The organism is Candidatus Poribacteria bacterium (assembly GCA_021162805.1).
Lineage (GTDB): Bacteria > Poribacteria > WGA-4E > B28-G17 > B28-G17 > JAGGXZ01.
On sequence record JAGGXZ010000064.1, the window covers coordinates 15,370 to 41,427 of the forward strand.

The following is a 26,058-nucleotide window of genomic DNA, read 5'->3' on the forward strand; positions in this document are numbered from 1 at the left end:
GGTGCCCGATGAGACCGCCGAAGATCGGAAAGGGATTTTGGGTTGAGTTCGGCCTGATAGCTGTTTTCATCATGATCGCTCTCCTCTCGCTCAGCTCATGGGTGAGGAGAACGGGAGGGGAGCTGCCGCTAAGCGGCGAGGAGTATCTCACGAGGGCCGATAGGTTCCTCGCCCAGGGGCGAATGGCCGACGCCATGGTGGCGAGTTGGTATGCCAGACTGAAGGACCCCGATCTGTTGAAGGCGAGATACGATATAGCGGTGATCTACTACAGAAACCAGTGGACATTTGAGGCCATGGACGATCTGAATGAGATAATAAGGCGCGATCCGAATAACGTCGATGCGCTGCTTTTGAAGGCCAGGATACTGGGCGAGCACGGCGAAGTGGAAAAGGCGAACGGGATCTATCTCAACGTGATCGACATAGGTCCCGATAACGCTGAGGCGCATTACTATCTGGGGGTTAACTTCCAGGCTTCTGATCCCAAAACGGCGGAGAGGGAGCTGAGAAGGGCGATCGAATGCGATCCGACTCTGAAGCCCCATATCCTGGAGGATCACCCTTTCGGTCTGAAGGCGAGGCTTCAGCTCGGAAGGCTCCTATACAACAAGGGCGACCTCGACGGAGCCCTGGCGGTCCTCGAAGAGGGCTACATGCTGGATCCGAACTATCAGGAGCTCAAATCGCAGCTGGTCGATTATCTCAAGGTCAAAGCCCAGACCTATCAGACGGGACATCGGGATTACTCGAAATCCCTTCAGTGTTACGAGAAGGTCGTATCGATCGATCCGAATGACGCCGACGCATGGGAGTGGATCGGTAAGATCAACCGATACTACCTGAACGATTACGAAGGGGCTCTCAAGGCCTACAAAAAGGCATATGAGCTCACCAAAGATCCCTATCTGATAGCCGACATCAAGGAGGCAGAGCTACACCTTAAGGAGGAGAAGAACAAGAAAGATCGGTAAATTTATGGAGGTTAACATGGCGAAATTGGCGATAAACGGTGGAATGCCGGTGAGGACGAAACCCTTTCCGGGATGGCCTTCCAAGGATGAGGCGGTGCTGCAGGCGCTCAGGGAGGTATGGGAGAGCGGCGTCTGGGGCATCGGGGGGAGCAAGGTGCCGCAGTTCGAACGGGAGTTCGCCCGATATGTCGGGGCACAGTACGGCGTGGCGGTTACGAGCGGCACGATAGCGCTCCAGCTGGCCGTCCAGGCCGCCGGGATAGGAGCGGGCGACGAGGTGATCGTCCCGCCCTACACCTTCATAGCCACCGCCAGTTCGGTCATAGCGGCAAACGCCATACCTGTGTTCGCCGACATAGATCCCGACACCTTCAACATCGATCCCTCAAGCGTTGAGGCCGTCATAACGGGGAGGACGAAGGGGGTGATCCCCGTACACATAGGCGGATGTCCGGCCGATATGGACGCGATAAACGCCATCGCCCGAAAACACGGCCTTGTGGTTATAGAGGATTGCGCCCAGGCACATGGGGCTGAGTGGAGGGGGAAAAGGGTCGGTTCGATAGGCGATATGGGCTGTTTCAGCTTCCAGTCGAGCAAAAACCTGCCCGCAGGCGAGGGCGGCCTGATCACAACCAACGACAAGAAGCTGGAGGAGAAGGTCTGGTCGATCCACAATTGCGGCAGACGTAAGGAGGGGGCATGGTATGAACATAACGTCATGGGCGGCAACTACAGGATGACCGAGTGGCAGGCCGCCGTGTTGCTGGCACAACTGCCGAAGCTGGAGGAACAGACCGAGACCAGGAATCGAAACGCCCTTTATCTCGCCGAGAAGCTCTCCAATATCGAGGGCATAAAGCCCCAGAAACGGGATGAGAGGGTAACGAGACATGGATGTCATCTCTTCATATTTAAGTTCGACTCCGAGCTTTTCAACCTGCCCCGCGAGAGGTTCATAGCTGCCCTGAGGGCGGAGGGGATCCCTTGCTCATCCGGATATAACCCGCTCTACAGGGAGAAGATGTTCCAATCCGATATCCGACGCTGCCCGGTGGGATGTCCGTATTACGGGAAGGAGATGGATTACTCGAAGGTATATCTCCCCAACGTCGAAAGGGCCTGCAGGGATGTGGTATGGATCTTCCAGAGCGTCCTTTTGGGGAGCAAAGAGGATATGGATGATATCGCCGGGGCGGTTGAAAAGGTGGTGGATAACATAGACGAGCTGAGGTGAAAATGGTATAATCCATCCCGCTTTATCGCTGAGCGAGATAGCTTCAGCTACTGGGGAGTGATCGAGGATTGAGCTGTAGGTTTGCCGGGAGGTTTGATTATGCCTTATAAAGTTACCGTTGTTATAGAAAGGGATGAACATGGATATTACGCCTTTTGCCCTGAACTTGAAGGATGTCACTCCCAGGGGGACTCCTTGGAAGAGGTGCTGGATAACATAAAGGAAGCTATAGAACTTTATCTGGAGACGCTATCTGAGGAGGAGATAAGAGAGACCCTAAGCAGGGATATTCTAACCACCTTTGTAGAGGTGAAAGTTGCCTAGGCTGCCTCGACTGACCCCTCAGGAGGCTGAAAGGATGTGGGAGGGGGATCGATGAGCTCCTTCGCCGGTAAGATCGGCGCACATATAACGATCAAAGGGATCGTCCAGGGGGTTGGGTTCAGGTGGTTTCTGAGAAACAAAGCCCATCTCCTCGGCCTTAAGGGATGGGTGAGGAACCTTCCCGATGGAAGCGTCGAAGCGGTGGTGGAGGGCGACAAGGGGGCGGTTATGGAGTTCGTAGATTGGTGTAGGATCGGTCCCTCCTCCGCCAGGGTGGAGGATGTGAAGGTTAAGATGCTTCCCTATTCGGGAAGATACAGGGTGTTCTCGATAAGATTATCCTAAGTCAAAATCCGGAGGTTGACCTTCATGTTAAGGGGAATTTTCGGCAGAAAGAGGGAACGGGATGATCGGAAGGCGGCTGAAAGGAGAAAAGGGCTTTTCGATCGGCTTCGGGATGGTCTTTCCAAAACCAGGCAGAACATACTGGGCAGGATGAGCTCCATAATTCAGGGCAGGACCAGGATAGATGAGGAGCTGATGGAGGAGATAGAGGAGGTTCTCATCCAGGCCGATGTCGGAGTCGAGACCACGTTGAAGCTGATGGAGAGGGTCAGGGAGACGGTCCAGGAGAGAGGTGTCCAGGAGCCATCGCAGCTGATAGGGATTTTGAAGGAGGAGATGCTCCGGATATTCGGAGAGGACAGGCCGTTGGACGTCGGCGGGGCCAAACCCTACTCCATAATGATACTCGGCGTCAACGGGGTTGGTAAGACCACCACGATAGGCAAGCTGGCGGCAAGGTTCAAGGGCCAGGGTTTAAAGACGCTGGTCGCCGCCGGCGATACCTTCAGGGCGGCGGCGAGCGACCAGCTTGAGATATGGTGTCAGAGGGCCGGCGTGGAGCTGATCAAGGGCGCCGAGGGTGGCGATCCGGCCGCTGTGGTCTTCGATTCGATTCAGGCGGCAAAGGCGAGGAACGCCGATGTTCTGATCGTCGATACGGCCGGAAGGCTGCACACCAAAAAGCCGCTGATGATGGAGCTTCAGAAGATAGCGCGCGTGATGGGAAGGGAGCTTCCCGGCGCGCCCCATGAGGTTCTGTTGGTGTTGGACGCCACCACAGGTCAGAACGCCATCATGCAGGCCAAGACCTTCAACGAGGCGGTTCCCGTCACAGGCATCGCCTTAACGAAGCTGGACGGAACGGCCAAAGGGGGGATAGTCCTGGCCGTCAGGGACACGCTTGGGATACCGGTCAAGCTGATCGGCGTGGGGGAAGGGATAGAGGATCTGAGGGATTTCAACGCCCGTGAGTTCGTGGAGGCTCTCTTCGATTGAGCTTTGCCTTGAGGGTGTTTATCCTGTCCATGATCTTTCTGGCGATTTCGGCCTGATCCTCCGTCTGGAGGTTAAGCCCAGTTGTCTCCTCTCTGAGCATTCTCGCCTGTATAGGGCTTTCCAGGATCTTATCGACCGCCTTCTGATAGGCGTCGATCGCCTCGGATATCTTCCCCTGCTGTTCGTATATCATCCCGATGAACACATATGCGGCGGCGAGCCTGGGGGATCTGGGGTTGGACCTGATAAGCTCCTGGAAGACCTTGAGGGCGTCCTTCACATCATGTAGGTTCTCGAAGTAGGTTCTTCCGATCCTGAAGTTGGCCGCGTCCACAAGGCTATCTACGAAACCGTCTCCGAGGTATCTGGTATGCGGCGGATATGATGCTATCTCCGAGTATGCCACCAGAGCGTCCCTGTGTCTGTTGAGGTGTTTGCGATAGAGCTCTCCCATCTGGTAGTAAGCCATCATGGCGTATTCGGTCTTTGGGAACTCATCCGTGATCCTCTTGAAGATCTTGACCGCCTCCTCGTATCTCTTCAGCCTCTCCTGATAGATCATCCCCATCCTGTAAAACGCCTTTGCCCTCCACAGGTCATCCCCGCTTTGGGTTACCGCCTGGTATTCCCTCAAAGCCTGTTTGTAATCCGAGAGGTCGTTTTCATAGAGCTCGGCTATCCTGAAATGTGCTATGGCCGAGGCGATTGAATCCGGGTTTCGATCTATTATCCTGCGGCACTCCTGAACCTCAGCCATCATCTCAGCTTTGGGCAGCATCGAGAGGGCATTGGCGGAGTAGGAGCTATCCGGGAAGAGGCTGATCAGCCTTCTGAACAGCTCCGCCGCCTGTGAGAACCTCCCCTCCTTCATGGCGGTGGATGCCCTTCTCCAGAGGGACTCCGGCAGCTTAAGCTCAAGTTGTCGGATCTTAGCCGTCACCTCGGTCTCTATCTTGAGCTTGGGTTCGCTGTGTTTGCCTATATCTCCGGCCCAGATGATATGTTCCCGCCGGCTGAGGTAGACGTTCGTGAAGGTCTTAAGCGAATCGATGGCCTCGTCGTATTCATCCATCTTCTCATAACACAGGCCGAGCCAATAGAAGGCTGCCGGTAATTTCCAGAAGGCCGGTCGGGTCGTTATAAGCCTCTCGAAGGCGTCTGCTGCGTCCCTGTAGTCGCCGAGGGACATATAGAGCCTGCCCATCTGGAAGATGGCCTCAGCGTCGAACTTGCTGGCAGGATATCGCTTCGTCACCTCCCTGTAGGCCGAGATCGCCTTATCGGGCATGTTCAGCGAGGCGTAGAGGTAACCGATCCACCACAGCGATTCCGGAGCGGCAGGGCTCGTGGGGAATCTCTCGGCTATCAGCTTGTATTCCTGGATTGCCCTCTCGGGACGATTTAGGTCGGATTTGAACAGCTCCGCCATCTGGAGATGCAGCTGCACCTCGAGGGGTGTGCCTTGAACCTTCCCTATCATCTTCTGCTGTTCCCTCAGGTTTTTAAGGGCGTTTTGTATGTTGAGATATTTCTGGCGGGCCACCCTGTGATAGAGGGTTCCGGAGGGATAGCTTCGTGCTATATCCCTATAGATGCTGATCGCCCCTTCAAACCTGCCGGTTCTGCAGAGAACCTCCGCCTCGAGCATTCTGGCGAGTGCCACATAGGTTTCCCCCGGTTTCCCATCATTCAACCTCTCGATTTTGCGATATACCTCAAGAGCTTTGGGGTAATCGTGAAGGTATTTATAGTATATATCGCCGATCTGAAACAGGGTATCGGCGGCCAGTTCCTTATCCTTGATCGATTTGAGGCGGGATTGGAGCCTGGAGATCGCCTCGTCATATCGGCCGGAATCTATGAGGTTGGCGATCCCCTCATCGAAAGAGGTATCATCGCTTGAGCGTGCGATGGAACCAACGGCCAAGATGAGGATCAGCGCCAAGGTCGTTCTACGTATCATGGCTTATATCCCGCCTGGGCCAACTCCTCCATAGCCACCGTTGCGAGGTAGCTATCGGGATTTTCATGTATGACCTGTTGATATTCCCCCCATGCCGACCAAGAGTCGCCGCGGATGTAGTTTATCACCCTCGCGTTTTCGAGTTTTCTCATCGCGCTTTCATCTGCGAACCTCTGGAGCCTCCTGCGGATACACTCATCGGGGTTAAGCCTCTGAACGATCTGAGGTCGATTTCGAGGCGGATGTAAGGATGAGATATATGAGGAACCGATGTAGATCCCCAGCACTAAAGCGGCAGCGGCGGAGGCGATCTGAGCCCATGGACGCCATATCGCCCGCCACCGGCTCACCCTATCATTTTCCCTCACCGCCTGCCACGCCGCCTTTCGATAGACCTTCATCTCCAGATCCTCAAGCCGATCCGATGCGAGGTCCATCTCGATCGAGACGGCCCGTTGAATCAAAGAGGCGGTTTCCTCCATCTCCTCAAGCTCCCCTGCGCATCTGGGACATATCCTCACATGCTCCTCGACCCTTCTTCTCTCCTCCTGGGAGAGATCGTCATATATGTAAAGCATGAGGAGCGGCTTGATCCTTCGACAATCGCTCATTTCGGCCCCCGCCTTCAAATCTCGCCCTTATCCCTCAGGGGTTTAAGGGCTTTTCTCAGTTTTGTCATGGCCCTGAAGAGGTGCATTTTAACCGTGCCCTCGGCGACGCCGAGCACCTCGGCCACCTCTTTAACCTGAAGCCCGCCGTAGTGGTATAGGATGAAGGCGTCCCTTTGTCTGCCCGACAGGTTCTCCTCGATCGCCTTGTTTATGAGCCTCCTGATCTCATTCTCCTCGGCCACCCTTTCCGGATCGCTCGCCAGATCCTCAGCCCTCAGCTCGGGCAACCTCGACTCCTCATCATCCACCGACTCCATCCTCCGTCGTATCCTGGCCCTATGATAGTCTATACACAGATTGGTCGTGACCTTATAGAGCCAGGTCGAGAAGTTGGCTCTGGGTTCCCAGTTGGGTATCGATCTGTAGGCCCGGAAGAAAACCTCCTGAGTTATATCCTCTGCGTCCTCGTAGTTTTTGGTGCTGTGAAACGCGATCATGAACACCCTTCGCTTGTGCTTCATCATCAGGATCTCAAAAGCCCTCTCATCGCCCTGCTTGATTCTCTCGACGAGCTCCCCGTCCTCCGGGAATTCCTCGATATGAAGAAGTTTCTCCTTTTTACCCTTTTTCATCCGGTGGGCCTCTTCGAGGGCCACAGCCAAAATCGTGTAACGCCCTCTCGATGTGATGAGTTTACCTTTTCAGAAGAGTGATGGTCGTGGATATGACCGAAAGAAGGGTCAAGATCATAGCCCAGTTGATCTCGAACCCCCTTGGGATATACAGCGTATCGCCCGGATACAGCTTGATCGATGTGTCGGGGTTTTCGTAGAGTTTTTTGATGTTCACCTCGGTTATCCTCCCGTCGGGATGGATTATCCGTGCGCCGCCGAGGTCGGCCTTATCCAAGGCGCCGCCGGCGAGGGCGAGCGCCTCGAAGAGGGTGACCTCCCTCTTCACCCTGTATGATCCGGGATTTCTGACGTATCCCAGGATGTTCACCTCATCATATCTGTAAGCGCTGGGCACATATAGCGTCTCGCCGGGGTGAAGTTTAGGGCTTGAGCTCGACCAGAACTCGTCCGTTATCCTCACCTCCTCCTCGCTCCCATCCGGTTTGAAGATGATCACCTTTCTGAGGTTCGCCTCGCCCTGGATCGGTCCGCCCGCCATGGCGAGAGCCGACGCTAGTGGGATGGGGCCTTTGACCCTATACGAGCCGGGCTGTATGACATATCCGCTCACCTTAACCTGTTTCATCTCGGGCACATATAGGCTGTCGCCGGGGGAGAGATAGGCCATCATACCCTTCCCGGCGAGCATCCTTTTGAGGTCGATCCTCTCAATATCGCCGTTCGATCTTATGATCAGCGCCGACTCGAGCTCAGCCTTCTCCTCATCATATCCCCCAGCCATGGCGATCGCTTTGAGTGCGGAGATCCTCTCCGATCGGAGGATATATCTGTTCGGCACTCGCACGGCCCCGAAGACGAAGATCTCGTTTCCCACAGGTTGAACGCTGATCAGAACCTCCGGGTTTTTGAGGAACCTCAGTCTCCCCTTTATCCTCTCCGAAAGCTCCTCCACCGTTAGACCGGCGGCCTGGAGATCGCCATAAAAATAGGAGATCTTCCCATCGGCCCTGACGGGTATGGTCAGGTTATATCCTTCATGGCCGAGCACGAAGATGGAGAGGGTGTCCCCGGCTTTGATCCTATACTCCTCGGCGAAACCATCAAACGCGGCTGAGCTCATCATGAGGATAATAAGACATGAAAGGATGGGGGCGAGATCCCTACGCATGATCAACCTTCCTCTACCCCTCGCATGTATTCCTCCACGATCTCCCTCGCTCTTTCGAGCTGCTCTTCGGGAACGATGAGCTCCCCCCACTGGTATTCAGACCATGATGATCCCTCTATGCCGTCGAACCAAGGGATCGTCAGTCCTTTCACCTCGGCCCTTATCCCCTCCTGTTCGAGAAGCGCCTTGAGCATATTCCCCACCATCTCGTTGGGCACTTTTCTGACGACCTTCCAGTGGATGTATTCGATTTTCTCCTCGGGCAGCTTCTCCACGAGTTCCACGTTACATTCGGGGCAGATCTTGATTCCCTCCACGTATTCAGATCTGCATTTCGGACAGAAAGGCATATCGTTCCTCCATATCGTTTTTCGGACGTGAAAAGTTTAGCATCAAAACCTCCCCGAGTCAACTTGCATCGAGGATATCATTGTGATATACTTGCTATTACAAAACCGAGGGAGGATGAGAGATGGCCAGGGTAAGGATAAAAGCCGGCGACGTGTCGATGGAGGCCGAACTGAACGATTCCCCCACCGCTCAGAAGATCCTGAAGGCTCTGCCGATAGAGGGCAGGGGGAGCAGATGGGGTGACGAGATCTACTTCTCAATACCGGTTGAGGCCGGGTTAGAGCCTGACGCCAACGACGTGGTCTCAAAGGGAACCCTCGGATATTGGCCTCCTGGAACGGCCTTCTGCATCTTCTTCGGCAGAACGCCTGCGAGCCGGGGGAATGAGATAAGGGCAGCCAGCCCGGTTAACATAATCGGCAAACTCTTGGGAGATCCCGACGAGTTCAGAAAGGTTAAAAGCGGCACCAAAGTCGTAATTGAGAAAGCGGAGGGGTGAGAGGGGTATGCCGCTGGAAGATGAGGAAAAGAGGGAACTTCTGGAGAAGATAAGGGAACATCGTCGTAAGATATGGCTCGGCGAAGTAGCCGACGCAAGGCTCCGGAAGGAGAAGGAGATAAAAAGGAGGATCCTCGGAAAGGAGGGTGAATCCCCGGCGGAACCGCTTGTGACGAGACCGGTTAGGAAGAGAAGATCCAAGTCCGAGAGGGAGTTCTGGCAGGAGGAGGATGAGAGGGAGGATAGGTCAGGGATAGGGGTTATCGTTCTGGTGGTGAGCGGCCTCATCACGTCCATAGCGATAGGCGTTTTGATAGGCTATTTGCTCGCCATCTTCATGTGAGGTGATGTATGCGATATGCCATGTCCTTCACCCTCATGACCTTTGTTATCCTCCTCCCCTCCGTCCCCGCTCTATCGCACGACTATTACCCCCTGGCCGATGGCAACCGCTGGGTTTTGAAAAACACCGATCCGGATAACCCCAAGACGAGGTTGATCAAGCTGGAGCGCTACGGAGAGGAGGAGGGGGTCTACCTTCTAACCCGCCAGACCAACGACGAGGCCGACACGTTCGTGATAAGAGAGGCGGAATCCGGAATAGAGCTCCTTGAATCCCACGTCAAGACCTTCTTCGGCGATGTGGATTTCAACTACGATCCGCCTCAGATCTTCTTCCCTAAGGAGCTCTTCCCGGGACAGACATGGATGATTTCCGGAACGACGAAACTCGGCGATCTGGCGATAAACTCCGTCAGCAGGGCAACGGTTGAGGGGGTGGAGAACATCGAGGTTCCGGCCGGCTTTTTCAGGGATTGTCTGAGGATCAAACAGGATTACTACATCAACCTCCTCAAGATATCAACCGGTTATATGTGGCTCGCCCCGGAGGTCGGGATCGTTATGGAAAAGGGCGGTTCGGACGAGTTCCGGCTCGTCAAATACGTAATCCTGAACAAGGAGGTTGCCGTTCAATTGGGCGACAAAGTGGCGACGGTATGGGCGAATATAAAAGGTTTAAGGAATCCATGAGATGCGAAATTTTCGATTTTTATCCCTTCTTCTCCTTCTGGTTTTCATCCTGTCGGCTACGTCGTTCGCCACCCGGGTCTATCATAAGCCTTTTAACGGTGAGCTTACCGTCTCACGTCTGCCCCGTCTCGGCGGAGAGGGGACGCTCTCGCTTGAGCTGAGGTCTAGCCTGAGCGATCCTATCTTCGCCGAGGTGATCCTCGTGGCTCCCGACGGCGTGAAGTTCCTCTCGCGGAGCCGTTTTGATCGGGTTTACCTCCCGCCTAGGGGTGAAACCTCGCTGAACGCCGTCATCGCCGTATCGCGTCCCGGCGAATACCCCATTCAGGCGATCGTCTACCCATCCGGACAGCATTTCTCGATATCTCTACACGTTGACGATTCGGGGTCAAGCGTCTCACGCGTCGTACATCTTCCCGAAAGGGCGCTCGTGCGAAGCGAGCTGGCCTCCGTCACCCCCCAGCAGCCCGACACGTTGAAGGTATTCGGCAGGGTGACATATTACGACGACAACGAGCGCAAATTTATGCCGATAAAAGGGCTTCCACTGGAGCTTTTCGATTCGAACATGCTCCTCGACACGAAACTGGGTGAAACCGTCACCGATAAGGATGGGAGGTTTGAATTCCCACCCGTCTCCAACCGCGAGGCGGACGGGACGCATCTTGACGTCTATATCCTCGCCACCTTCGACAACGCGATCCTCTCGATCGAGGACGGATCCGGCAAGATCTATCAGATCATCTCCGAGGTGGTTCGGAACGCCCCCGACGGCGATGTGGAGATAAATCTCATCCTGGACGAAAACCACCCCAACAGAGGGCTAGGGGCGATATTCAATGAGGTTCAAAAAGTCCATGACTTCTTCCTGGAGAAGGTGGGATGGTCGCGCAGGAAGCTGCCCGTGCTTTATCCGTCTGAGGGGGATACCCTTTTCTACTCGTATTCCTACAATCAGCTATCGGGTCAGATAGTTTCCGAGAGGATGAACATCCCCTACGGCGAGGAGTGGCATAAGGTGGGTTTATTTCACGAATACGGCCATTCGGTCATGAGCGCCGCCTATGGGTTTAACTTCTACGAGCTTCCGATATCCGAGCGGTTTGCCGATAGACCACACTGGGTTTACACCGTCTCAGACGAGCGATTTGCCATGAACGAGGGATGGGCGGAGTTCGTGGAGTCGGCCGTCGAAGATAGCGCCTTTAACCTCAGGGGATATGTGAACGCGGATCTCCCGAATATCGAGACCAACAGATGGTGGACAGGGGCGGTTGACGGCAAGGGGATCAACGATAACGGGGCGATAGTTGAGGGATCGGTGGCCAGTATCCTCTGGGATATCTTCGACACACCTCAAAGCATTGATACCACGCCCGGTGTGGACGACGACCGGATAAGCGATATGTTCGGGCAGCTCTGGCAGATATTCACCGCGGATCATCCCAAAAGCATACTGGATATAGTCGAGGGATGGCGTAAATACGGGTTTGAGAACTACGACGCTCTGGTCGAGATATTCGCCTCAAACGGGGTTCAGCTCGATCTAAATCAACCTCCATCCATCCGAATAACCTCCCCATCCCAGCTGACCGTGACATCCGATGGGGTTCACATCTCCTGGGAGGTTTCCGATCCGGACGGAGACCCCGTCTCTGTAGCTCTCTACTATGATACCGACCGGACGCCGCCCGGGACGCTGATAGCATCAGGGTTGACCGGGGAAGGCTACGATTGGAAGCCCGTGAAGATGGGGTTGCCCGATGGCAGGTATTACATCTATGCCGTCGCCGCCGATCCGAAGGGAGCCAAAGCTCAATCATATGGGCCGATCCCGATCATAGTCGATAGGTCTCCGCTCCCACCTCCTCTCATAACCTCCCCAACCCATCCGGATCGGGACAGATGGTATCCGACGGGAAATGTGACGTTGAAGCTGGAATCCCGTTCTCAGACCTTCAGCATCGTGCTGGACAGATCACCCGATACAACGCCGGATGAGAAGGCGGATATCTACAGGGATACGATCGCCTATTTGAACCTCCCGGACGGCATATGGTGGTTTCACGCCAGGGCGTATTCCGCTTTGGGATACTGGAGCGGAGCGTCGCATTTCAGCTTCAGGGTGGATTCCTCTCCTCCCCCGTCTCCGGATGGGATCGGCATACAACCCGTTAAGGGCGAGATGAGAGGAATGATCACCTGGAAACCGGTCGAGGATCTGAGCGGCATATCCGGCTATGACGTGCAGGTTGAAGTTGATTCGACCGATTTTTCGCGGGGACTTGTGCTGAACGAGAGGGTGAACGGGACTGAGGCGGAATTTGATCTCGCTCCGGGCCATACATATCGCGCCCGCGTCAGGGCGGTGAACGGAGCGGGGCTTTCGAGCGGATGGAGCTATTCGCCCGATTTTGAGTCGCCAAAGGTCGTTCCGTGGGATGTCAACGGCGATGGGACGGTGGACATATTCGATTTGGTGTTGGTCGCCAGGAATTTCGGCGGGGCTTCGGCTCAGGCCGATCTGAACGGGGACGGCAGGGTGGACGTGCTGGATCTGGTTCTCGTGGGGAGACATTTCGGCGAACAAACGGAACAGGCCGCTCCGGCAAAGCCGGTCGTCGAGCTGACGGAGCTTCTGCAATGTTATCCCAACCCGTTTAACCCCGAAACATGGCTTCCGTTTACGCTCGGCGAGTTCGGAAAGGTGACGATCACCATCTATGATCTGAACGGCAGAGCTATCAGGCACATAGATATGGGGTACCTGGAGCCGGGGAGGTATATCGAGAAGTCCAGAGCACCGATGTGGGATGGGAGGGACGATAGAGGTGAGCAACTGCCCTGTGGGGTTTACTTCTATTCGCTTCAGGTGGATGGGAGATCAAAGGGCCTGAAGAAGGCCGTTCTGGAGAGGTGATGATATGAAGGGTTTTCCCCTGATACAGGCTGTTCCACATCCGGATAAGGTTTTATTCACCTTTAACGGCGAGGAGCTGGTCGGATATGTCTTCAACCCATTTGGCTCAAGGCCGTTTCTGTTTCCCGTCGTGGGTCCTTCAGGCAGATATGTCACCCGGATAGGCCATCCGCATGACCCACACGGCCACAACCATCATCTCTCTATCTGGCTCGGACACCAGAAGGTGAACGGGGTGAACTTCTGGGAGCAGAACTCGCCCGATGCCGGGAAACAGGTTCACAGATACGTCTCAGAGATATTCGATGGGGGTCTGATGAGCTTTCTCACAGCTCACGTGGATTGGGTGAATCCGGACGGGGATGTGGTCTTGAGGGAAACACGGACGGTTGGTGTGGAGTTCATGGCCGACACGCGGGAGTTCTTTATCGATTTAGAGCACGAGTTTATACCGTCCGTCGAGTTGACCTTCGGGGAAACCCCCTTTGGGTTTCTAGGGGTCAGAGTTGCCAAGACCATGACGGTCAACGACGGCGGAGGGATGATAATCAACTCTGAGGGTATGAGAAACGAGGAGGAGATCTTCTGGAAACGGGCCGAGTGGTGCGATTATTCGGGGCCGATATCGCCCGATGAATGGAACGGACTGGCGCTGTTCGACCACCCGGACAACCCCGATCACCCTCCACACTGGCACGTTCGGAACGACGGATGGATGTGCCCATCTCATTTCCTGAGGAAGGGCATGAAGCTCGGAACGAAGGAAAGCCTTAAGGTCAAATACAGGATCTTCGTCCACTCGGGCAAGGCCGACCCCGACCGTTTCGCAGATCTCTTCGAAGAATTCCGCCAAGAGTGAGGGATTTAACAGATGGAAGAGCTTAAGAGTTTGCCCGTTGATGAGGTAATCTCGAAGGTAGGAGTCGCCCGCGCCATAGGGATAAAACATGTGGCGAGCCTGCTTTTCACGTACAAATGCACGATCTCCTGCAAGCATTGTCTTTTCAACTGCTCGCCGGATCAACCCTCCATTCGGGTCTCACTTGAGGATGGCGTTGAGTTTCTAAGACAGCTGCGCGCCACGGACAGGGTGGTTCACATATCGGGGGGCGAGCCGATGATATATTACGATGAGGTGCTCAAGATATGTCAGATAGCTCAAAAGGAGAGCGTATCGCCGCATTTCATCGAGACGAACGCATCATGGTGCGTAAACGATGATATGGCCAGAAAACGATATGAGGAGCTGAAAGAGGCCGGGGTAAGAGGGATGTATATAAGCTGCAGTCCGTATCATCAGGCTTTCGTGCTCCCCGACCGATTTGAGAGGGCATATCGGTGGGCGGTGGAGATATTCGGCGAGGAGAACGTCATAGTGGCCTCCCCCTCCAGAAAGGAGCTTGAGAGGATGGCTGAGATAGGGCGAAGCGAGGCTCTGCTCGCCGAATACACGCGCAAACACACGCCAAGGCTTGTCGGCAGGGCGGGCGAGGAGCTGGCTAGGTTTCTCCCCGATAGGCCGATCGAAGAGCTCGTGAAGGACACCCTATGGCATGGGGGAACCTCAGGTGAGAAAAGTTGTTGGAAAGAGTTCGACCCTCAGGAGATGTGGGAGATACATATCGATCCTTACGGCAACATCCAAACCTGCTGCGGGATCATCATAGGCAACGCCAATCAGATCCCGCTGCCCGATATGATGGAAAGGGGATTCACCGACAACGAGATCATCAGGATCGTATATGAGGAGGGCCCTTTCGGCCTGCTCAAGCTGGCCGTCAAATTCGGCTATAAGCCCAGAAAGGGATATCCTCAAAAATGCAATCTCTGTTGGGAGGTCAGAAAATACCTGAGACCCTTCTTCCCGGGCACGTTCGGCCCGGAGGAGATCTACGATAGATATCAGCCGATGGATCAATAACGTCCGCCGTCAACGGTCTATATATCGAAGGCTGACCGTTGAAGGCCGAATTCTCAGGAGGTGAATCCATGAGGAAGGTTAAAGTGGGTCTTGTGGGCTCACGGTTCGTCTCCGAGATACATATCGAATCTCTGAAGCGGGTGGCCGCGGCCGAGGTGATAGCGGTCGCCTCACCGACAGAGGAACACGTTAAAACCTTCGCCCGAAGACATAACATACCGAACTGGTTCACCGATTACCGCAAGATGCTGGAGATGGACGAGCTGGATATGATCGTCATAGGAGCCCCCAATTACGTCCACGCGCAGATAACCCAGGACGCCGCGGCCGCCGGGAAGCATGTCGTGTGCGAAAAGCCGCTCTGTATGAACTTGAAAGAGGCCGATCGGATGATAGATGCCTGCAAGAAGGCGGGCGTCAAACTGATGTACGCCGAGGAACTGTGTTTCACGCCGAAATACGTGCGCCTGAAAGAGCTCGTGGATGAGGGCGCCTTGGGGAAAATCTACCATATCAAGCAGAGCGAGAAACACGACGGCCCGCATTCCCCCTGGTTCTGGAACGTGGACCTCTCAGGCGGCGGGGTGACGATGGATATGGGGTGTCACGCGATACAGTTCTTCAGGTGGATGCTCGGAGGTAACCCCAAGCCCCTCAGCGTCTACGCCGAGATGGACATATATGTCCACAAGGACAAAACACGGGGGGACGACAACAGCCTTGTGATAGTCAACTATGAAACCGATTGGGGCGTGGTGACCTGTCTCGCGGAGGAGAGCTGGGCCAAAAAGGGAGGGATGGACGATAAAGCCGAGGTCTATGGATCGGAAGGGGTGGCCTACGCCGATCTGTTGAGAGGCAACTCCATCGTAACCTTCAGCGAACGGGGTTACGGCTACGCCGTCGAAAAGGCGTCGACCACGGTAGGGTGGTCCTTCACGATATACGAGGAGGCGTGGAACTACGGATTTCCTCAGGAGATGGAGCATTTCGTGGACTGCGTGCTGAACGATAAAGAGCCGCTCGTGACCGGCGAGGACGGCAGGGCGGTGTTGGAGGTGATCTTCGCGGCATATCAGTCGGCGGGGACCGGCGAGAAGGTCGAATTCCCGTTCACCACCGACGCCGAGAAACCGATAGATCTCTGGAAGAGGGGTTGATATCATGGGGGGCTCGACATTTCCGACGTTCCAGGTTGAAGGCGCTCATATCCCCAAAGCTCTGATAGGTATAAACAGCCTGTTAGGATATTCCCACACGAGCCGGGGTAGAGACGCCTGGATACGCAGATACTACGACACGCCCGTCAAGATCGGAAAGCTCTTCGCCTTCTGCATGGAGCGGGGGATGAAGGGGGTGCTCGGACCGATACAGCGCAAATTGGTCGACGCCATAAAGGCCGCCGAGGACCTATCGGGCGAGGGGATGCTCTTTGTGTCGACCACCATCGGTCCTAAAGATGAAACGGCTCAGCAGCTTAAGATGGCCTAGGAGGTCAACACACCCATCTGTTGTCTCCACGGCGGATGGCTGGACAGATGGCCGATCGAGGAGGGGAAGTTCAAAGGGCTGGAGGATTACCCCAAGGTGATCCGAGATGCCGGAATGATCCCCGGAACAGCCTGCCACAACGGGGAGAGGATGAGGCTGGCCCAGGAGCTCGGTTACGACTTCCAACTGTTCGTCATACCGGTCAACAGGATGGGATTTCTGATGAACCCCTCTAAGGAGGTCGTGCTGGAGGCGGTGGCCCAGAGCACAAAGCCGGTTATCGCCATAAAACCCCTTGCCTCGGGGAGATTTGATGAGAACAGGATAGAGGAGTGGCTCAGGTGGACGTATTCACAAAAGGGCGTCTGTGGGACGGTTATAGGGTTCATGAATGAGGAGGAGGCAGAGGAGGATATAGAGATACTGGAGAGGATACTCATCGGTGAGATGGGATGATTTGGATGCTGCTCCTGGGCATCCTCTGTGCCCCGTCGAAGCTGAACCTTCAGTTGGAGGCGGGGATCGATGGGCTGTGCAAGCGGGGTGGATGGGTTGAAACGCTGATCTTGGTGGAAACGGGCGACGAACCGCTTAACGGGAGAATTAGGGCGAGGATCGAGGGGGAGAACGTAGCGGCTTTGACCGAGGTGCGTATCCCACCTTATGCCAGGCGCGCTCTCAGATTGAACCTGCCGTCCCCTAACTTCCCCTCTCGGCTTCAGGTGGAGATCGAGGATGAAAGCGGCGAGGTGCTCATCACCCGTAAGGCCGATCTTTATCCGCTGAGGGAGCAGGATCTGATCATCCTCCTGGTCTCGGATGTGCGTGAGGATCTGAGCTTCATAGATGGTAAGGTCATATCGATAGATAGATCGCCGCTCGCCAGGAATCAGATCGTCAGGGCGGCGACCATCCCGCCTGAACGGATCGATGGGACGATGGGGCTCGCCAACGTCGATCTGATCTTCCTCCATTCCTATCTTTCCGACGAGGATAAGATCAGGGAACTCAGAAGATGGGTTGCCTCAGGCGGCACTTTGATAACATGTAAGGGGTTTGAAACGGAAGGGTTGACGCCGGCACGGGTTAAGAGAGACTCGAAACCCATAACTATAAGGATGCCGTCCCTTTTCATCGGGGAATTGGAGATCGCCGACGTGGAGCCAAAAGGCGGGACTCTTTTGAGGACGTTGCATCCGAGCCCTTACCCCCTCATAATCTCAAAGGGGTTCGGCGACGGGGTGCTTATGTATGTCGCCTTCGACCCGTTCTCCTCATCCTTCGTTTCACCCCAAGAGGGGGAGAGGTTCTGGAAGAGGCTGATCGCATATGGCCGACCACCTGTTAAACTTTACAGGGTATACGATCCACAGCATAGGTTCCAGCGGAAGGTGACCTCAACCCTGAGCCGTCGAAAAGGGCGAGGTATTCTCCTGATCCTCTCATTGTATCTGGGAGCGTATGTCGTGATCCTCTCACTTCTGGCCTTGTTCGGCAGGGGATTAAGGTCTTTCCTGATCCTCTCACTTCTTACCTCCCTCGTCCTTGCAATCCAGATAATTTTCGGAAACAGGGTTGAACTTCGAAGGTTCGCGCTTCTCAGGGCGTATAAGGGGGAAGAGGTGGCCTTTAAATCGGAGTGGATCAACCTCTCGTCGAGCTTCAAGTCCAGGGTGAGATTAAAGCTGAAGGGTAGGGCGATCGCACCGACGGCGGGTTCTCAAACTTCCTTCCTCCTGCGCCCGGATGAGGACATCATCGAGATGAGCCTTGATCCATTTTCAAGCGTCTCGCTTCATGCCGAATCAACTGGGGAGTTCAGTGGGATAAGCGTAAGGATCGCCGGAGATGAGGTGGAACTTGTGAACGATTCACCTTATGATCTGAGCGATCTGATCGTATCCGGACACGGCAAGCTGGGCTCGATCAATTACCTTGCGAGCGGCGTTCGAGCGAGGGTGAAACTGAAAAAGGATCTGACCTATCAGGATATCCTGAGTCTGTCTCCCTCTTCCCCCTCGAGGAGGAGATTCTTCGAATCGGCCTTCAGAGAGGGGGTGTTGAGCTATCTTATTGAGGCACGGTTGGATTTCATCATGGGATGGATGGAGGGGAAAGAGGGGAAGGTGATGTTGATCTACCGTCCGTCCTGATTATCTCTTTTAAAGAGCTTGCCGTTGATCCCGTATTTCTCCATCCTATACTGGAGCCTTCTCCGTGATATCCCGAGGAGTCTTGCGGCTTCCACCTGGTTTCCCTTTGCCTTTTTCAGGGCCGAGAGGATCAGCTGCCTTTCGACCTCCTCAAGCGATATCCCCTCTTCAGGTATCTCAATTTGGGTTTCAAACCTGAAGGATGGCGATTCGGACTTGATTTCCTCCGGAAGGTCGTCCACATCTATCATATTTGAATCGACCATGATGAAGGTGCGATGTACGACGTTTTCGAGTTGTCTGACGTTCCCCGGCCAGTTATACCTTCTCAGAACTGAGATCGCCTTGGGTGAGAACGTTTTGGGCTCCACCTTGTATTGCTTAGCGAACCTATCGAGGAAATAGTTGACCAGGAGCGGTATATCCTCTTTTCTCTCCCTCAGAGGGGGCACATGTAAGGGAATGACGTTCAGCCTATAGTAGAGATCTTCTCTGAACCTACCGGCTTTGACCTCCAGCTCGAGGTTTTTGTTTGTAGCAGCTATCACACATAGATCGACCTTTATCGGCTTTGTGCCGCCCACCCTTTGGAACTCCCGTTCTTCGATCACCCTGAGCAATTTCACCTGCAGGTTGGCATCCAGTTCGCCTATCTCGTCCAGGAATATGGTTCCGCCGTTTGCCTCCTCGAAGAGGCCGATCTTTCTGGTTTTGGCGTCGGTGAAGGCTCCCCTTTCATGCCCGAACAATTCGTTCTCAAGCAGGGTGGCCGGGATGGCGCTGATATTTACCGGAACAAACCTTCCCGATTTTCTCCTGCCGTAGCGATGGATAGCTCTGGCGACGAGTTCTTTACCCGTGCCGCTTTCCCCCGTTATGAGGACGGTATCGGGGCCGCGCAGGATGACCTTTGCCATCTCGCGATATAGCTTCACCATCCTCGGGCTTTCGCCGATTATCCCCTCAAAGCGAGGGGTCTCCCCCTGTTTCCTCTCCTCCCCCTTCTCTATGTTTCTCAAGCTTAAGGCCCTGCCAATCTCCTCAAGCATTTTCCCCACGTCAAGGGGTTTCACGAGATAATAGAAGGCCCCTTCGCGCGTGATCATCTCTATGGCGTCCTCCAGCTCCGCGTAGGCGGTGATGAGGATGATCGGCACGTCCGGATCGATCTCCTTCGCCTTCCTCAAAAGCTCCCTCCCTGTCATCCGCGGCATCCGTATGTCTGTTATCACCAGATCGATCGGTTTGGATCTGAAGATCTCGAGGGCCTCATATGCGGATGAGGCTTTTTCCACGTCATATCCGGCTTTGACGAGGATCTTACCCAGAATATTCCTCTGTGCCTCATCGTCATCCACGACTAGAATCAGGTTTCTTGCCATCTCACTCCACCTGGTATCCTTGCCTCATACTGAGGTACCTCCGAATTTCCTAAATGCTATTATACCAGCAATGGCAGCTCCGGGCAACTTTATTAATTTCGTATCAACTTGAAACCGAACTGGTTTTAACTTATACTTTAAGGTAAATCACAGTCCCAACGATAAGGAGGTTTGGCACCATGAAGAGATGTGTGCTGATATTAGCTTTGGCCGTGTTCTTCGCCCTTGCGAGCCTTGCATCGGCCGAGTATAAGGTGCTGGTGATAGCCAGCGATAACTACGTGGAGTCGGGTGGTGAGATCGACTACATCACCAGCCTCACCAAGATCGAGGGGTACACCTTCTCTTATGATGTGCTCAAGATCAACACGGATGAGGGAAACCGCGGATGGGCGGATGCGACGGACCTTTCCACGCTCAGCGAGGCTGAGATCAAGGACACGCTCTCTAAGACCGATATCATTTACTTCACCTGGAACGGTCCGGGCCATGACGAGGGCTATTTCATGAAGGGAGCGGAAAACGCCGTCAGGGAATGGGTGAAAAACGGAGGCGTCATCTGGATGGACGCCTTCGACGACAACTTCAAGGATGATCAAGGCAATCAGATCGGGTTGTGGTTCCCCGTAGACGAATTTCCGGCCCAGATCGCCAACACGGGCGATTCTGACGTGGAGATAACCCCCGAGGGAGAGGCTTCAGGGTTGTTCTCCAAGCCCAACAAGGTTGACGTCAACGCCATCACGCTCGACGACAACTTCGCCGGAGATCTCAAGGGATACAAGATTCTGGCCAACAGGGCGGATGGAAAGGGTGCTGCGGCGATGCAGCTTCCCTACGGCTCCGGATACTACGTGGGGATGTGTATAGACACGAGGGATGCCGGAAAGCTTGAGCCCGCAAAGCCCCTGATCGAAAACGCCCTCTACTACTGCGCGGCGTTGAAGGCATCGGCGGTGACGGCCGTCGATCCGAACGATAAGCTCTCCACCACGTGGGGGGAGATCAAGAGGTGATCGGATCAGGAAGGGGCGGTCCGATAGGGATCGTCCCTTACTACATTGAGGAGGTGACCTTAGAGGTGGTGCATATCAACTCAGATCCCGGCAACAGAGGCACCAAGGATGCGGTGAACTTCGGCAAGGAGATCGAGAAAGGGAACATCAAGCTCTCCGACTATCAGATAATCTGGTTCACCTGGAACGGGCCGGGGCATGATAACGGCTACTTCATGGAAGGGGCAGAGGACGCCGTGAAGGAGTTCGTCAAAAACGGCGGCGTGGTGTGGATGGGAGCCTTCGACAATAACTTCAAGGACCCCGACGGCAATCAGGTCGGAGGATGGTTCCCGATCGATGAACATCCCGTTACGATCATGGATACGGGCGATGCTCCCGTCAAGATCACCTCCGATGGTGACTCGTCAGGACTGTTCTCCAAGCCGAATAAGGTGGACATGAACGCCATCACGCTTGACGACAACTTCGCCAGCGTGGACAAGGATTTCGTGATCCTGGCAACCAGAACCGATAACAATCAGCCTGCCGCTTTCGTGCTCCACTACGGCAAAGGCGCTTACGTTGAGGTATGCTACGACACGAGAGATGCCGGAAAGCTCGAGGCCGCTAAGCCTCTACTGGAAAATGGCCTATATTACTGCGCGACACTGGTGAAATCCGCCGCTGTCGATCCGGGATCTAAACTCCCCATCACGTGGGGTGAGATAAAGAGGTGAGCCTTCGTTATAAATTTGGAGCCAGGAGTGAGAGACCACGCTCTCTCCTGACTCCCAGTTCCAGTTACTTGAGTTTATTGTGTTACTCGCGTTGAGCGTTCGTTGCGTTAAACCCGAGCGCGCAATAAGCCCTATAACGCAGTTAGGAGGCGGTTTCCCTTGTTGCCCGAATGCGACAGCCTCCGCCGCCAGATTTCTGCGGGGAGGAAATGGCAGATCGTTCCGGTTTACGACCTCTGGGAGACCTTTCGGCGAATGGCGAGTGAGAATCCATCGGATTTCTATGAGGTCAACCTCGCCTTTCACAAACCCGGCGTTGGAGCTTATAAAAGGAGGATTCCCATCCCCCTCAAGTCTTTCAGGTTTATGAACCTGGAGATAGATCCCTCTTTCGCTCTTGCCACGTTCATAAACAACCGTGCCGTAGCCCTCGGAGCCGGTCAGGTGTGGATCGATTGTCCGAGAGAGATCTTCCGGAAGCTGAAGGATATGTTCGAGGGTGGAACATCCTCAGGCGGATTTGGGTATCTACCCGAATTCATGGAGTCGATTTACGGTGAGCCCTTCATCCTGATGATGAGCCACAGGGAGGAGATCAATTCTCTGCCCGATCCCTCATTGCCTAAGCTCAGAACGAAGCTTAGGAAGGGCGGATTTCTGGGTATAGATCTGGGCAGATCCGACGTCAAGGTGGCATATATCAGAAACGGCCGGTTCGTGGAGGGGTTCAAGAAACGATGGGCTCCGGAGAAGTTCTCATCGATCGAAATGCATCTGAACTTCGTCCTGACCGCCGCCGAGGAGCTGATGAGCTGGCTCGGCGAGCCGCCTCTGGCCGGTGTGGGACTCAGCACGGCCGGCGTGGTATATGAAGGTAGGATCAGGATAAGCGGTCTGTTCAGCGGGATTACGGACGTGGAGAAGATACCCCTCTTCGGCGAGATACTCTCGATGAGATTGAGAGGAAAACCCGTTCACGTGATACATGACGGCGATGCGGCGATGTTGCAGGCCAGGGTTGACGGAAGATATAGAGGGGGAATCCTGGGGATATCCATGGGATCGGGGGTGGGGTTCGGATGCGTGAACTCAAAAGGGGAACTCGAAGGACTGAATGAAACCGGCAAGGCCGTCCTGGACCTCAATCCGAACGCCCCCATTCATCGAAACTATAGGTTCAGAGGAGCGGCCATATTCTACCTCTCACAAAATGCGGCCTTCAGGATGGCCGAGGAGCTCGGGATGAGGCTCGATGAGCCGGCACGAAGGGCGATCTTCCTCGAGGAGATCAAGGACAAGGCGGCGAAGGGTGAGCGGGGCTTTAGGGAGATACCACTTAAGATCGGCGAGTATCTGGGTTTAAGCGTACCGGAGTTTCTGGACATCTACAGCGACTCCGACATAAGACATATCGTCCTATACGGCAGGGTCGTCAGCGGCCGATTCGGTCAGATCATAATCGGGAGAGCCCGTGAGATATTGAAAAAGCGAAGGCCGGAGATCGCCGATGAGGTTGAGCTGGGGTTTCCCATGGGGACACCTGAGGGGATGGATGGCGAGACGAACGCGGAGCTGGGCCAAGCGGTAGCCGCCGCCTATTATGCGGCGCTTTCGGGGTGAAGATGAAGATCGCAGAGGGGTTATCGGCGGGTATAAGCTCAATATTCCGAAATAAGCTCCGATCCTTCCTAACGATGTTGGGGATAATCATAGGTGTAGCCGCCGTGATAGGGATGATAGCGGTGGGAGAGGGCGCCAGAACGCTCATAATCCGCGAGCTAGAAAAGCTCGGCGGAACGAACCTCTTCATCGTCCAGAAACCCAGATGGATTCAGAAAGATGGGAGATGGATACGCAACCCCAGCACCGAATACCTCACCCTCGAGGATGCCTGGGCCGTGCTGGCGAACTGCCCCTCAGTCGAAAGCGTTAACCCGGAGGTGATGGACGGTGCGTATCTGGCCCATCGGGATAAATCCAGGGTCTCGCTCTACGAGGCGACTACCCCGATGTTCACCGCCGCCCAGGACTGGTATACCGCCTTCGGACGCTTCATCTCGATGGGCGACCTGGACAACTGGGCGAGGATCTGTGTCATAGGGGTTAAGGTGTGGCATGACCTTTTCGGCGAGTCCAACCCGATCGGTCGAGAGATAAAGGTCAACTTCCAGAGGTTCACAGTGGTGGGCGTTATGGAAGAGAAGGGCAAGCTCTTCGGAGGCGGATGGGACAGGGACGAGGAGATCCTCATCCCGCTCACCACAGCTCAAAGGCGGTTCAGGGGAGGCAGACAGGTCGATATCTTCTGGTGTAAGGCGAAAAGCTATGATCTCGTGGATCAGGCGGTTCAGGAGACACGGGTGCTTCTGATGAGAAGACATAAGGGCGAGGAGTTCTTCCGGATCAACTCCGCCAAACAGTTCCTCCAGGCGGTCGAAAAGGTGAGCCTCATCATAAAGTCGATGCTCGGCGGGATCGCCGCCATAGCCCTGATCGTGGGCGGCGTGGGGATAATGAACATAATGCTCGTCTCGGTCACCGAGCGAACCAGGGAGATCGGGTTACGTAAGGCGGTGGGGGCAAAGAGAAGGGACATCATGTTCCAGTTCCTGATCGAATCCCTCGTCATGTGTTTGGTGGGCGGGGGGATCGGGATACTGGTCGGCGTCTTCATAGGGATGGGGATGTCAGGGGTTATAAACCTCTTCGTATTCAAGGGTTCAGGCTGGCCGTCGACAGTCTCGCCCCAGTCCGTCATGCTGGGAGTTGGGTTTTCGGCTTTCGTCGGTCTTCTCTTCGGGCTCTACCCGGCATATAAGGCTTCAAGGCTTGAGCCTGCGGAGGCTTTGAGGTACGAATGAACATCTCGGAGGCCGTACTCATAGGCTTTTCGTCGCTCAGAAAAAACAGGCTCCGAACCTTTCTGACGATGCTCGGCATAATCATCGGCATAGCGGGCGTGGTGGGGATCGTCTCGGTCGGCAGCGGCGCCAAAAAGCTCGTGCTCTATGAGTTCGAGCGGATCGGCGGTTCAAACATGCTATGGGCCTATCGGAGGGATAGGATAAGGCAGCCGGATGGGAAATACGTACCCAACAGGCTTCCCGATTTCCTGGAGTATGAGGATGCGCGGCTCATTCAGGCCACCTGCCCCCACGTGATAAACGTCTCGCCTGAATTGACCGATATCCCCATCACGGTGGAGTACCATGGAGAGTCGATGCGAACCAAAGGGGTAGGTGTGACCCCCGCCTATCAGCCGGGACATAGATGGACGGTGCAGTTGGGCAGGTTTATCACGGAGAGGGATGTTGAGGACACCTCGATGGTGTGCGTCATAGGATACAAGCTGTGGGAGGAGCTCTGTAGGGGGGGAGATGTGATGGGAGCTCAGATCAGGATAAACGGAAAGAGGTTCACCATCGTGGGGGTTATGGAGGAGAAAGGGGATACGATGGCGACTCAGGGATGGGACAAATGGGTGCTGATGCCGATCACGACCGTTCAGAAGAGGATGTTCGGCTTTCCATACGTCGGGGTCATGTTCATCCAGGCCGAGAGCTTCGAGACGGTGGAAAAGGCTCTGGAGGAGGTGAGGCGGGTTCTCAAGTGGAGGCATAAGAACGCCGATGTGGCCTTCAAATATGAGACCGCCAAGGACGCCCTCAAGGAGGTGGGCAAGGTTACGCTCATAATCAAGGGGCTCCTGGGTGGAATCGCCAGCATCGCCCTCATCGTAGGCGGTATAGGGGTGATGAACATAATGCTCGTCTCGGTCGTCGAGCGGACCTGGGAGATAGGGCTTCGTAAGGCGGTGGGGGCGAAAAGAAGGGACATACTGCTCCAATTTCTGATAGAATCGGCCGTTTTGAGCATATCAGGCGGTATGATCGGGATACTGGCCGGGGCACTTTTTGGGATCGGGGCGGCGAAGCTCGTCTCGATCTTCGTCTTCAAGGGGAGCAACTATCCATCCGTTCTCTCCATGCGGGCCGTGGCAGCGGCCTTTCTCACATCCGCCTTTATAGGGCTGTTCTTCGGGCTCTATCCGGCCAACAGGGCGGCGAAGCTCGACCCGACCGAGGCGTTAAGACGGAGATAAAGCAGACTCGGAGACGGTTTATGAGCGGGGCGCAAATCCTTGCCTTTGCGCCCCGCGTGAGATTCATCTCATGTTCGGCCCTCTATTTTCACTTCAATATCACGAGCCTTTTGGTGAACCTCTCCTTACCGGCCGTCATCTGATAGATGTACACGCCACTCGCCACCCTCTCTCCCTGTTCGTTCCTGCCGTCCCAGTAGGCCGCCCTGCTCTTATCCA

The 26,058-nt window shown here is 55.0% G+C and carries 26 protein-coding genes; 20 read left to right on the top strand and 6 right to left on the bottom strand.

From position 1 onward, the window contains the following. Nucleotides 1-8: 8 nt before the first annotated feature. The 5 genes from J7M22_05235 to ftsY all read left to right on the top strand — a co-directional run bounded on the left by J7M22_05235 (nt 9) and on the right by ftsY (nt 3,876). On the top strand, nt 9-974 hold the full coding sequence (locus J7M22_05235; GenBank protein ID MCD6506012.1) for a tetratricopeptide repeat protein: 966 nt from the start codon (nt 9-11) through the stop codon (nt 972-974). A gap of 16 nt (nt 975-990) precedes the next feature. Then, nucleotides 991-2,211, top strand: coding sequence for a DegT/DnrJ/EryC1/StrS family aminotransferase (locus tag J7M22_05240; GenBank protein MCD6506013.1), 1,221 nt, complete (start codon nt 991-993; stop codon nt 2,209-2,211). A gap of 99 nt (nt 2,212-2,310) precedes the next feature. Further along, nucleotides 2,311-2,535 carry a type II toxin-antitoxin system HicB family antitoxin gene (locus tag J7M22_05245; protein ID MCD6506014.1) on the top strand — a complete coding sequence of 75 codons (225 nt, stop codon included), beginning with the start codon at nt 2,311-2,313 and terminating at the stop codon, nt 2,533-2,535. Between the two features lie 51 nt (nt 2,536-2,586). Next, nucleotides 2,587-2,880 carry an acylphosphatase gene (locus J7M22_05250; protein MCD6506015.1) on the top strand — a complete coding sequence of 98 codons (294 nt, stop codon included), beginning with the start codon at nt 2,587-2,589 and terminating at the stop codon, nt 2,878-2,880. Between the two features lie 24 nt (nt 2,881-2,904). Continuing rightward, a complete protein-coding gene (gene ftsY, locus J7M22_05255; protein MCD6506016.1) occupies nt 2,905-3,876 on the top strand; it encodes a signal recognition particle-docking protein FtsY in 972 nt (323 codons plus the stop codon). Here ftsY and J7M22_05260 read toward each other — a convergent pair. The 5 genes from J7M22_05260 to J7M22_05280 all read right to left on the bottom strand — a co-directional run bounded on the left by J7M22_05260 (nt 3,839) and on the right by J7M22_05280 (nt 8,603). Then, the gene (locus tag J7M22_05260; protein MCD6506017.1) at nt 3,839-5,839 is read right to left on the bottom strand and encodes a tetratricopeptide repeat protein; all 2,001 of its coding nucleotides are present in this window, start codon (nt 5,837-5,839) and stop codon (nt 3,839-3,841) included. The genes ftsY and J7M22_05260 overlap by 38 nt on opposite strands. Then, complete coding sequence (locus J7M22_05265) at nt 5,836-6,450, bottom strand: zf-HC2 domain-containing protein (GenBank protein ID MCD6506018.1); 615 nt, start codon at nt 6,448-6,450, stop codon at nt 5,836-5,838. The genes J7M22_05260 and J7M22_05265 overlap by 4 nt, the downstream gene beginning before the upstream one ends. A 14-nt stretch (nt 6,451-6,464) precedes the next feature. Then, nucleotides 6,465-7,082 carry an RNA polymerase sigma factor gene (locus J7M22_05270; protein ID MCD6506019.1) on the bottom strand — a complete coding sequence of 206 codons (618 nt, stop codon included), beginning with the start codon at nt 7,080-7,082 and terminating at the stop codon, nt 6,465-6,467. Nucleotides 7,083-7,143: 61 nt separating this feature from the next. Then, complete coding sequence (locus J7M22_05275; protein ID MCD6506020.1) at nt 7,144-8,253, bottom strand: SLBB domain-containing protein; 1,110 nt, start codon at nt 8,251-8,253, stop codon at nt 7,144-7,146. 2 nt (nt 8,254-8,255) lie between these two features. Continuing rightward, on the bottom strand, nt 8,256-8,603 hold the full coding sequence (locus J7M22_05280; protein ID MCD6506021.1) for a DUF2007 domain-containing protein: 348 nt from the start codon (nt 8,601-8,603) through the stop codon (nt 8,256-8,258). Between the two features lie 122 nt (nt 8,604-8,725). Here J7M22_05280 and J7M22_05285 point away from each other — a divergent pair, with 122 nt between their 5' ends. The 10 genes from J7M22_05285 (at nt 8,726) to J7M22_05330 (ending at nt 18,620) form a co-directional block, all read left to right on the top strand. Continuing rightward, entirely contained in the window at nt 8,726-9,103 is a 378-nt protein-coding gene (locus J7M22_05285; protein ID MCD6506022.1) for a hypothetical protein, read from the top strand. 7 nt (nt 9,104-9,110) lie between these two features. Beyond that, the gene (locus J7M22_05290; protein MCD6506023.1) at nt 9,111-9,446 is read left to right on the top strand and encodes a hypothetical protein; all 336 of its coding nucleotides are present in this window, start codon (nt 9,111-9,113) and stop codon (nt 9,444-9,446) included. A gap of 8 nt (nt 9,447-9,454) precedes the next feature. Further along, complete coding sequence (locus J7M22_05295) at nt 9,455-10,135, top strand: hypothetical protein (GenBank protein MCD6506024.1); 681 nt, start codon at nt 9,455-9,457, stop codon at nt 10,133-10,135. Between the two features lies 1 nt (nt 10,136). Then, nucleotides 10,137-13,055 (top strand): hypothetical protein, encoded by a 2,919-nt coding sequence (locus J7M22_05300; GenBank protein MCD6506025.1) that lies wholly within the window; start codon nt 10,137-10,139, stop codon nt 13,053-13,055. A gap of 4 nt (nt 13,056-13,059) precedes the next feature. Continuing rightward, complete coding sequence (locus J7M22_05305; GenBank protein MCD6506026.1) at nt 13,060-13,914, top strand: PmoA family protein; 855 nt, start codon at nt 13,060-13,062, stop codon at nt 13,912-13,914. 12 nt (nt 13,915-13,926) lie between these two features. After that, on the top strand, nt 13,927-14,976 hold the full coding sequence (locus tag J7M22_05310; protein ID MCD6506027.1) for a radical SAM protein: 1,050 nt from the start codon (nt 13,927-13,929) through the stop codon (nt 14,974-14,976). A gap of 68 nt (nt 14,977-15,044) precedes the next feature. Then, nucleotides 15,045-16,136 carry a Gfo/Idh/MocA family oxidoreductase gene (locus J7M22_05315; protein MCD6506028.1) on the top strand — a complete coding sequence of 364 codons (1,092 nt, stop codon included), beginning with the start codon at nt 15,045-15,047 and terminating at the stop codon, nt 16,134-16,136. Nucleotides 16,137-16,140: 4 nt separating this feature from the next. Then, complete coding sequence (locus J7M22_05320; protein MCD6506029.1) at nt 16,141-16,467, top strand: hypothetical protein; 327 nt, start codon at nt 16,141-16,143, stop codon at nt 16,465-16,467. A 96-nt stretch (nt 16,468-16,563) separates the two neighbouring features. Continuing rightward, nucleotides 16,564-16,923, top strand: a complete 360-nt coding sequence (locus J7M22_05325; protein ID MCD6506030.1) for a hypothetical protein — start codon at nt 16,564-16,566, stop codon at nt 16,921-16,923. A 5-nt stretch (nt 16,924-16,928) separates the two neighbouring features. Continuing rightward, nucleotides 16,929-18,620 carry a hypothetical protein gene (locus J7M22_05330; protein MCD6506031.1) on the top strand — a complete coding sequence of 564 codons (1,692 nt, stop codon included), beginning with the start codon at nt 16,929-16,931 and terminating at the stop codon, nt 18,618-18,620. Here J7M22_05330 and J7M22_05335 read toward each other — a convergent pair. Beyond that, nucleotides 18,605-20,002 carry a sigma-54-dependent Fis family transcriptional regulator gene (locus J7M22_05335; protein MCD6506032.1) on the bottom strand — a complete coding sequence of 466 codons (1,398 nt, stop codon included), beginning with the start codon at nt 20,000-20,002 and terminating at the stop codon, nt 18,605-18,607. The two genes, J7M22_05330 and J7M22_05335, sit on opposite strands and share 16 nt — an antisense overlap. 179 nt (nt 20,003-20,181) lie before the next feature. Here J7M22_05335 and J7M22_05340 point away from each other — a divergent pair, with 179 nt between their 5' ends. The 5 genes from J7M22_05340 (at nt 20,182) to J7M22_05360 (ending at nt 25,839) form a co-directional block, all read left to right on the top strand. Then, nucleotides 20,182-21,018, top strand: coding sequence for a hypothetical protein (locus J7M22_05340; GenBank protein ID MCD6506033.1), 837 nt, complete (start codon nt 20,182-20,184; stop codon nt 21,016-21,018). After that, the gene (locus tag J7M22_05345) at nt 21,015-21,737 is read left to right on the top strand and encodes a hypothetical protein (GenBank protein ID MCD6506034.1); all 723 of its coding nucleotides are present in this window, start codon (nt 21,015-21,017) and stop codon (nt 21,735-21,737) included. The genes J7M22_05340 and J7M22_05345 overlap by 4 nt, the downstream gene beginning before the upstream one ends. Before the next feature lie 162 nt (nt 21,738-21,899). Continuing rightward, the gene (locus J7M22_05350) at nt 21,900-23,357 is read left to right on the top strand and encodes an ROK family protein (GenBank protein ID MCD6506035.1); all 1,458 of its coding nucleotides are present in this window, start codon (nt 21,900-21,902) and stop codon (nt 23,355-23,357) included. 2 nt (nt 23,358-23,359) lie between these two features. Further along, nucleotides 23,360-24,598: an ABC transporter permease gene (locus tag J7M22_05355; GenBank protein ID MCD6506036.1), complete on the top strand. Its 1,239-nt coding sequence runs from the start codon at nt 23,360-23,362 to the stop codon at nt 24,596-24,598. Then, nucleotides 24,595-25,839 (top strand): ABC transporter permease, encoded by a 1,245-nt coding sequence (locus tag J7M22_05360; GenBank protein MCD6506037.1) that lies wholly within the window; start codon nt 24,595-24,597, stop codon nt 25,837-25,839. The genes J7M22_05355 and J7M22_05360 overlap by 4 nt, the downstream gene beginning before the upstream one ends. Nucleotides 25,840-26,058 lie beyond the last annotated feature (219 nt).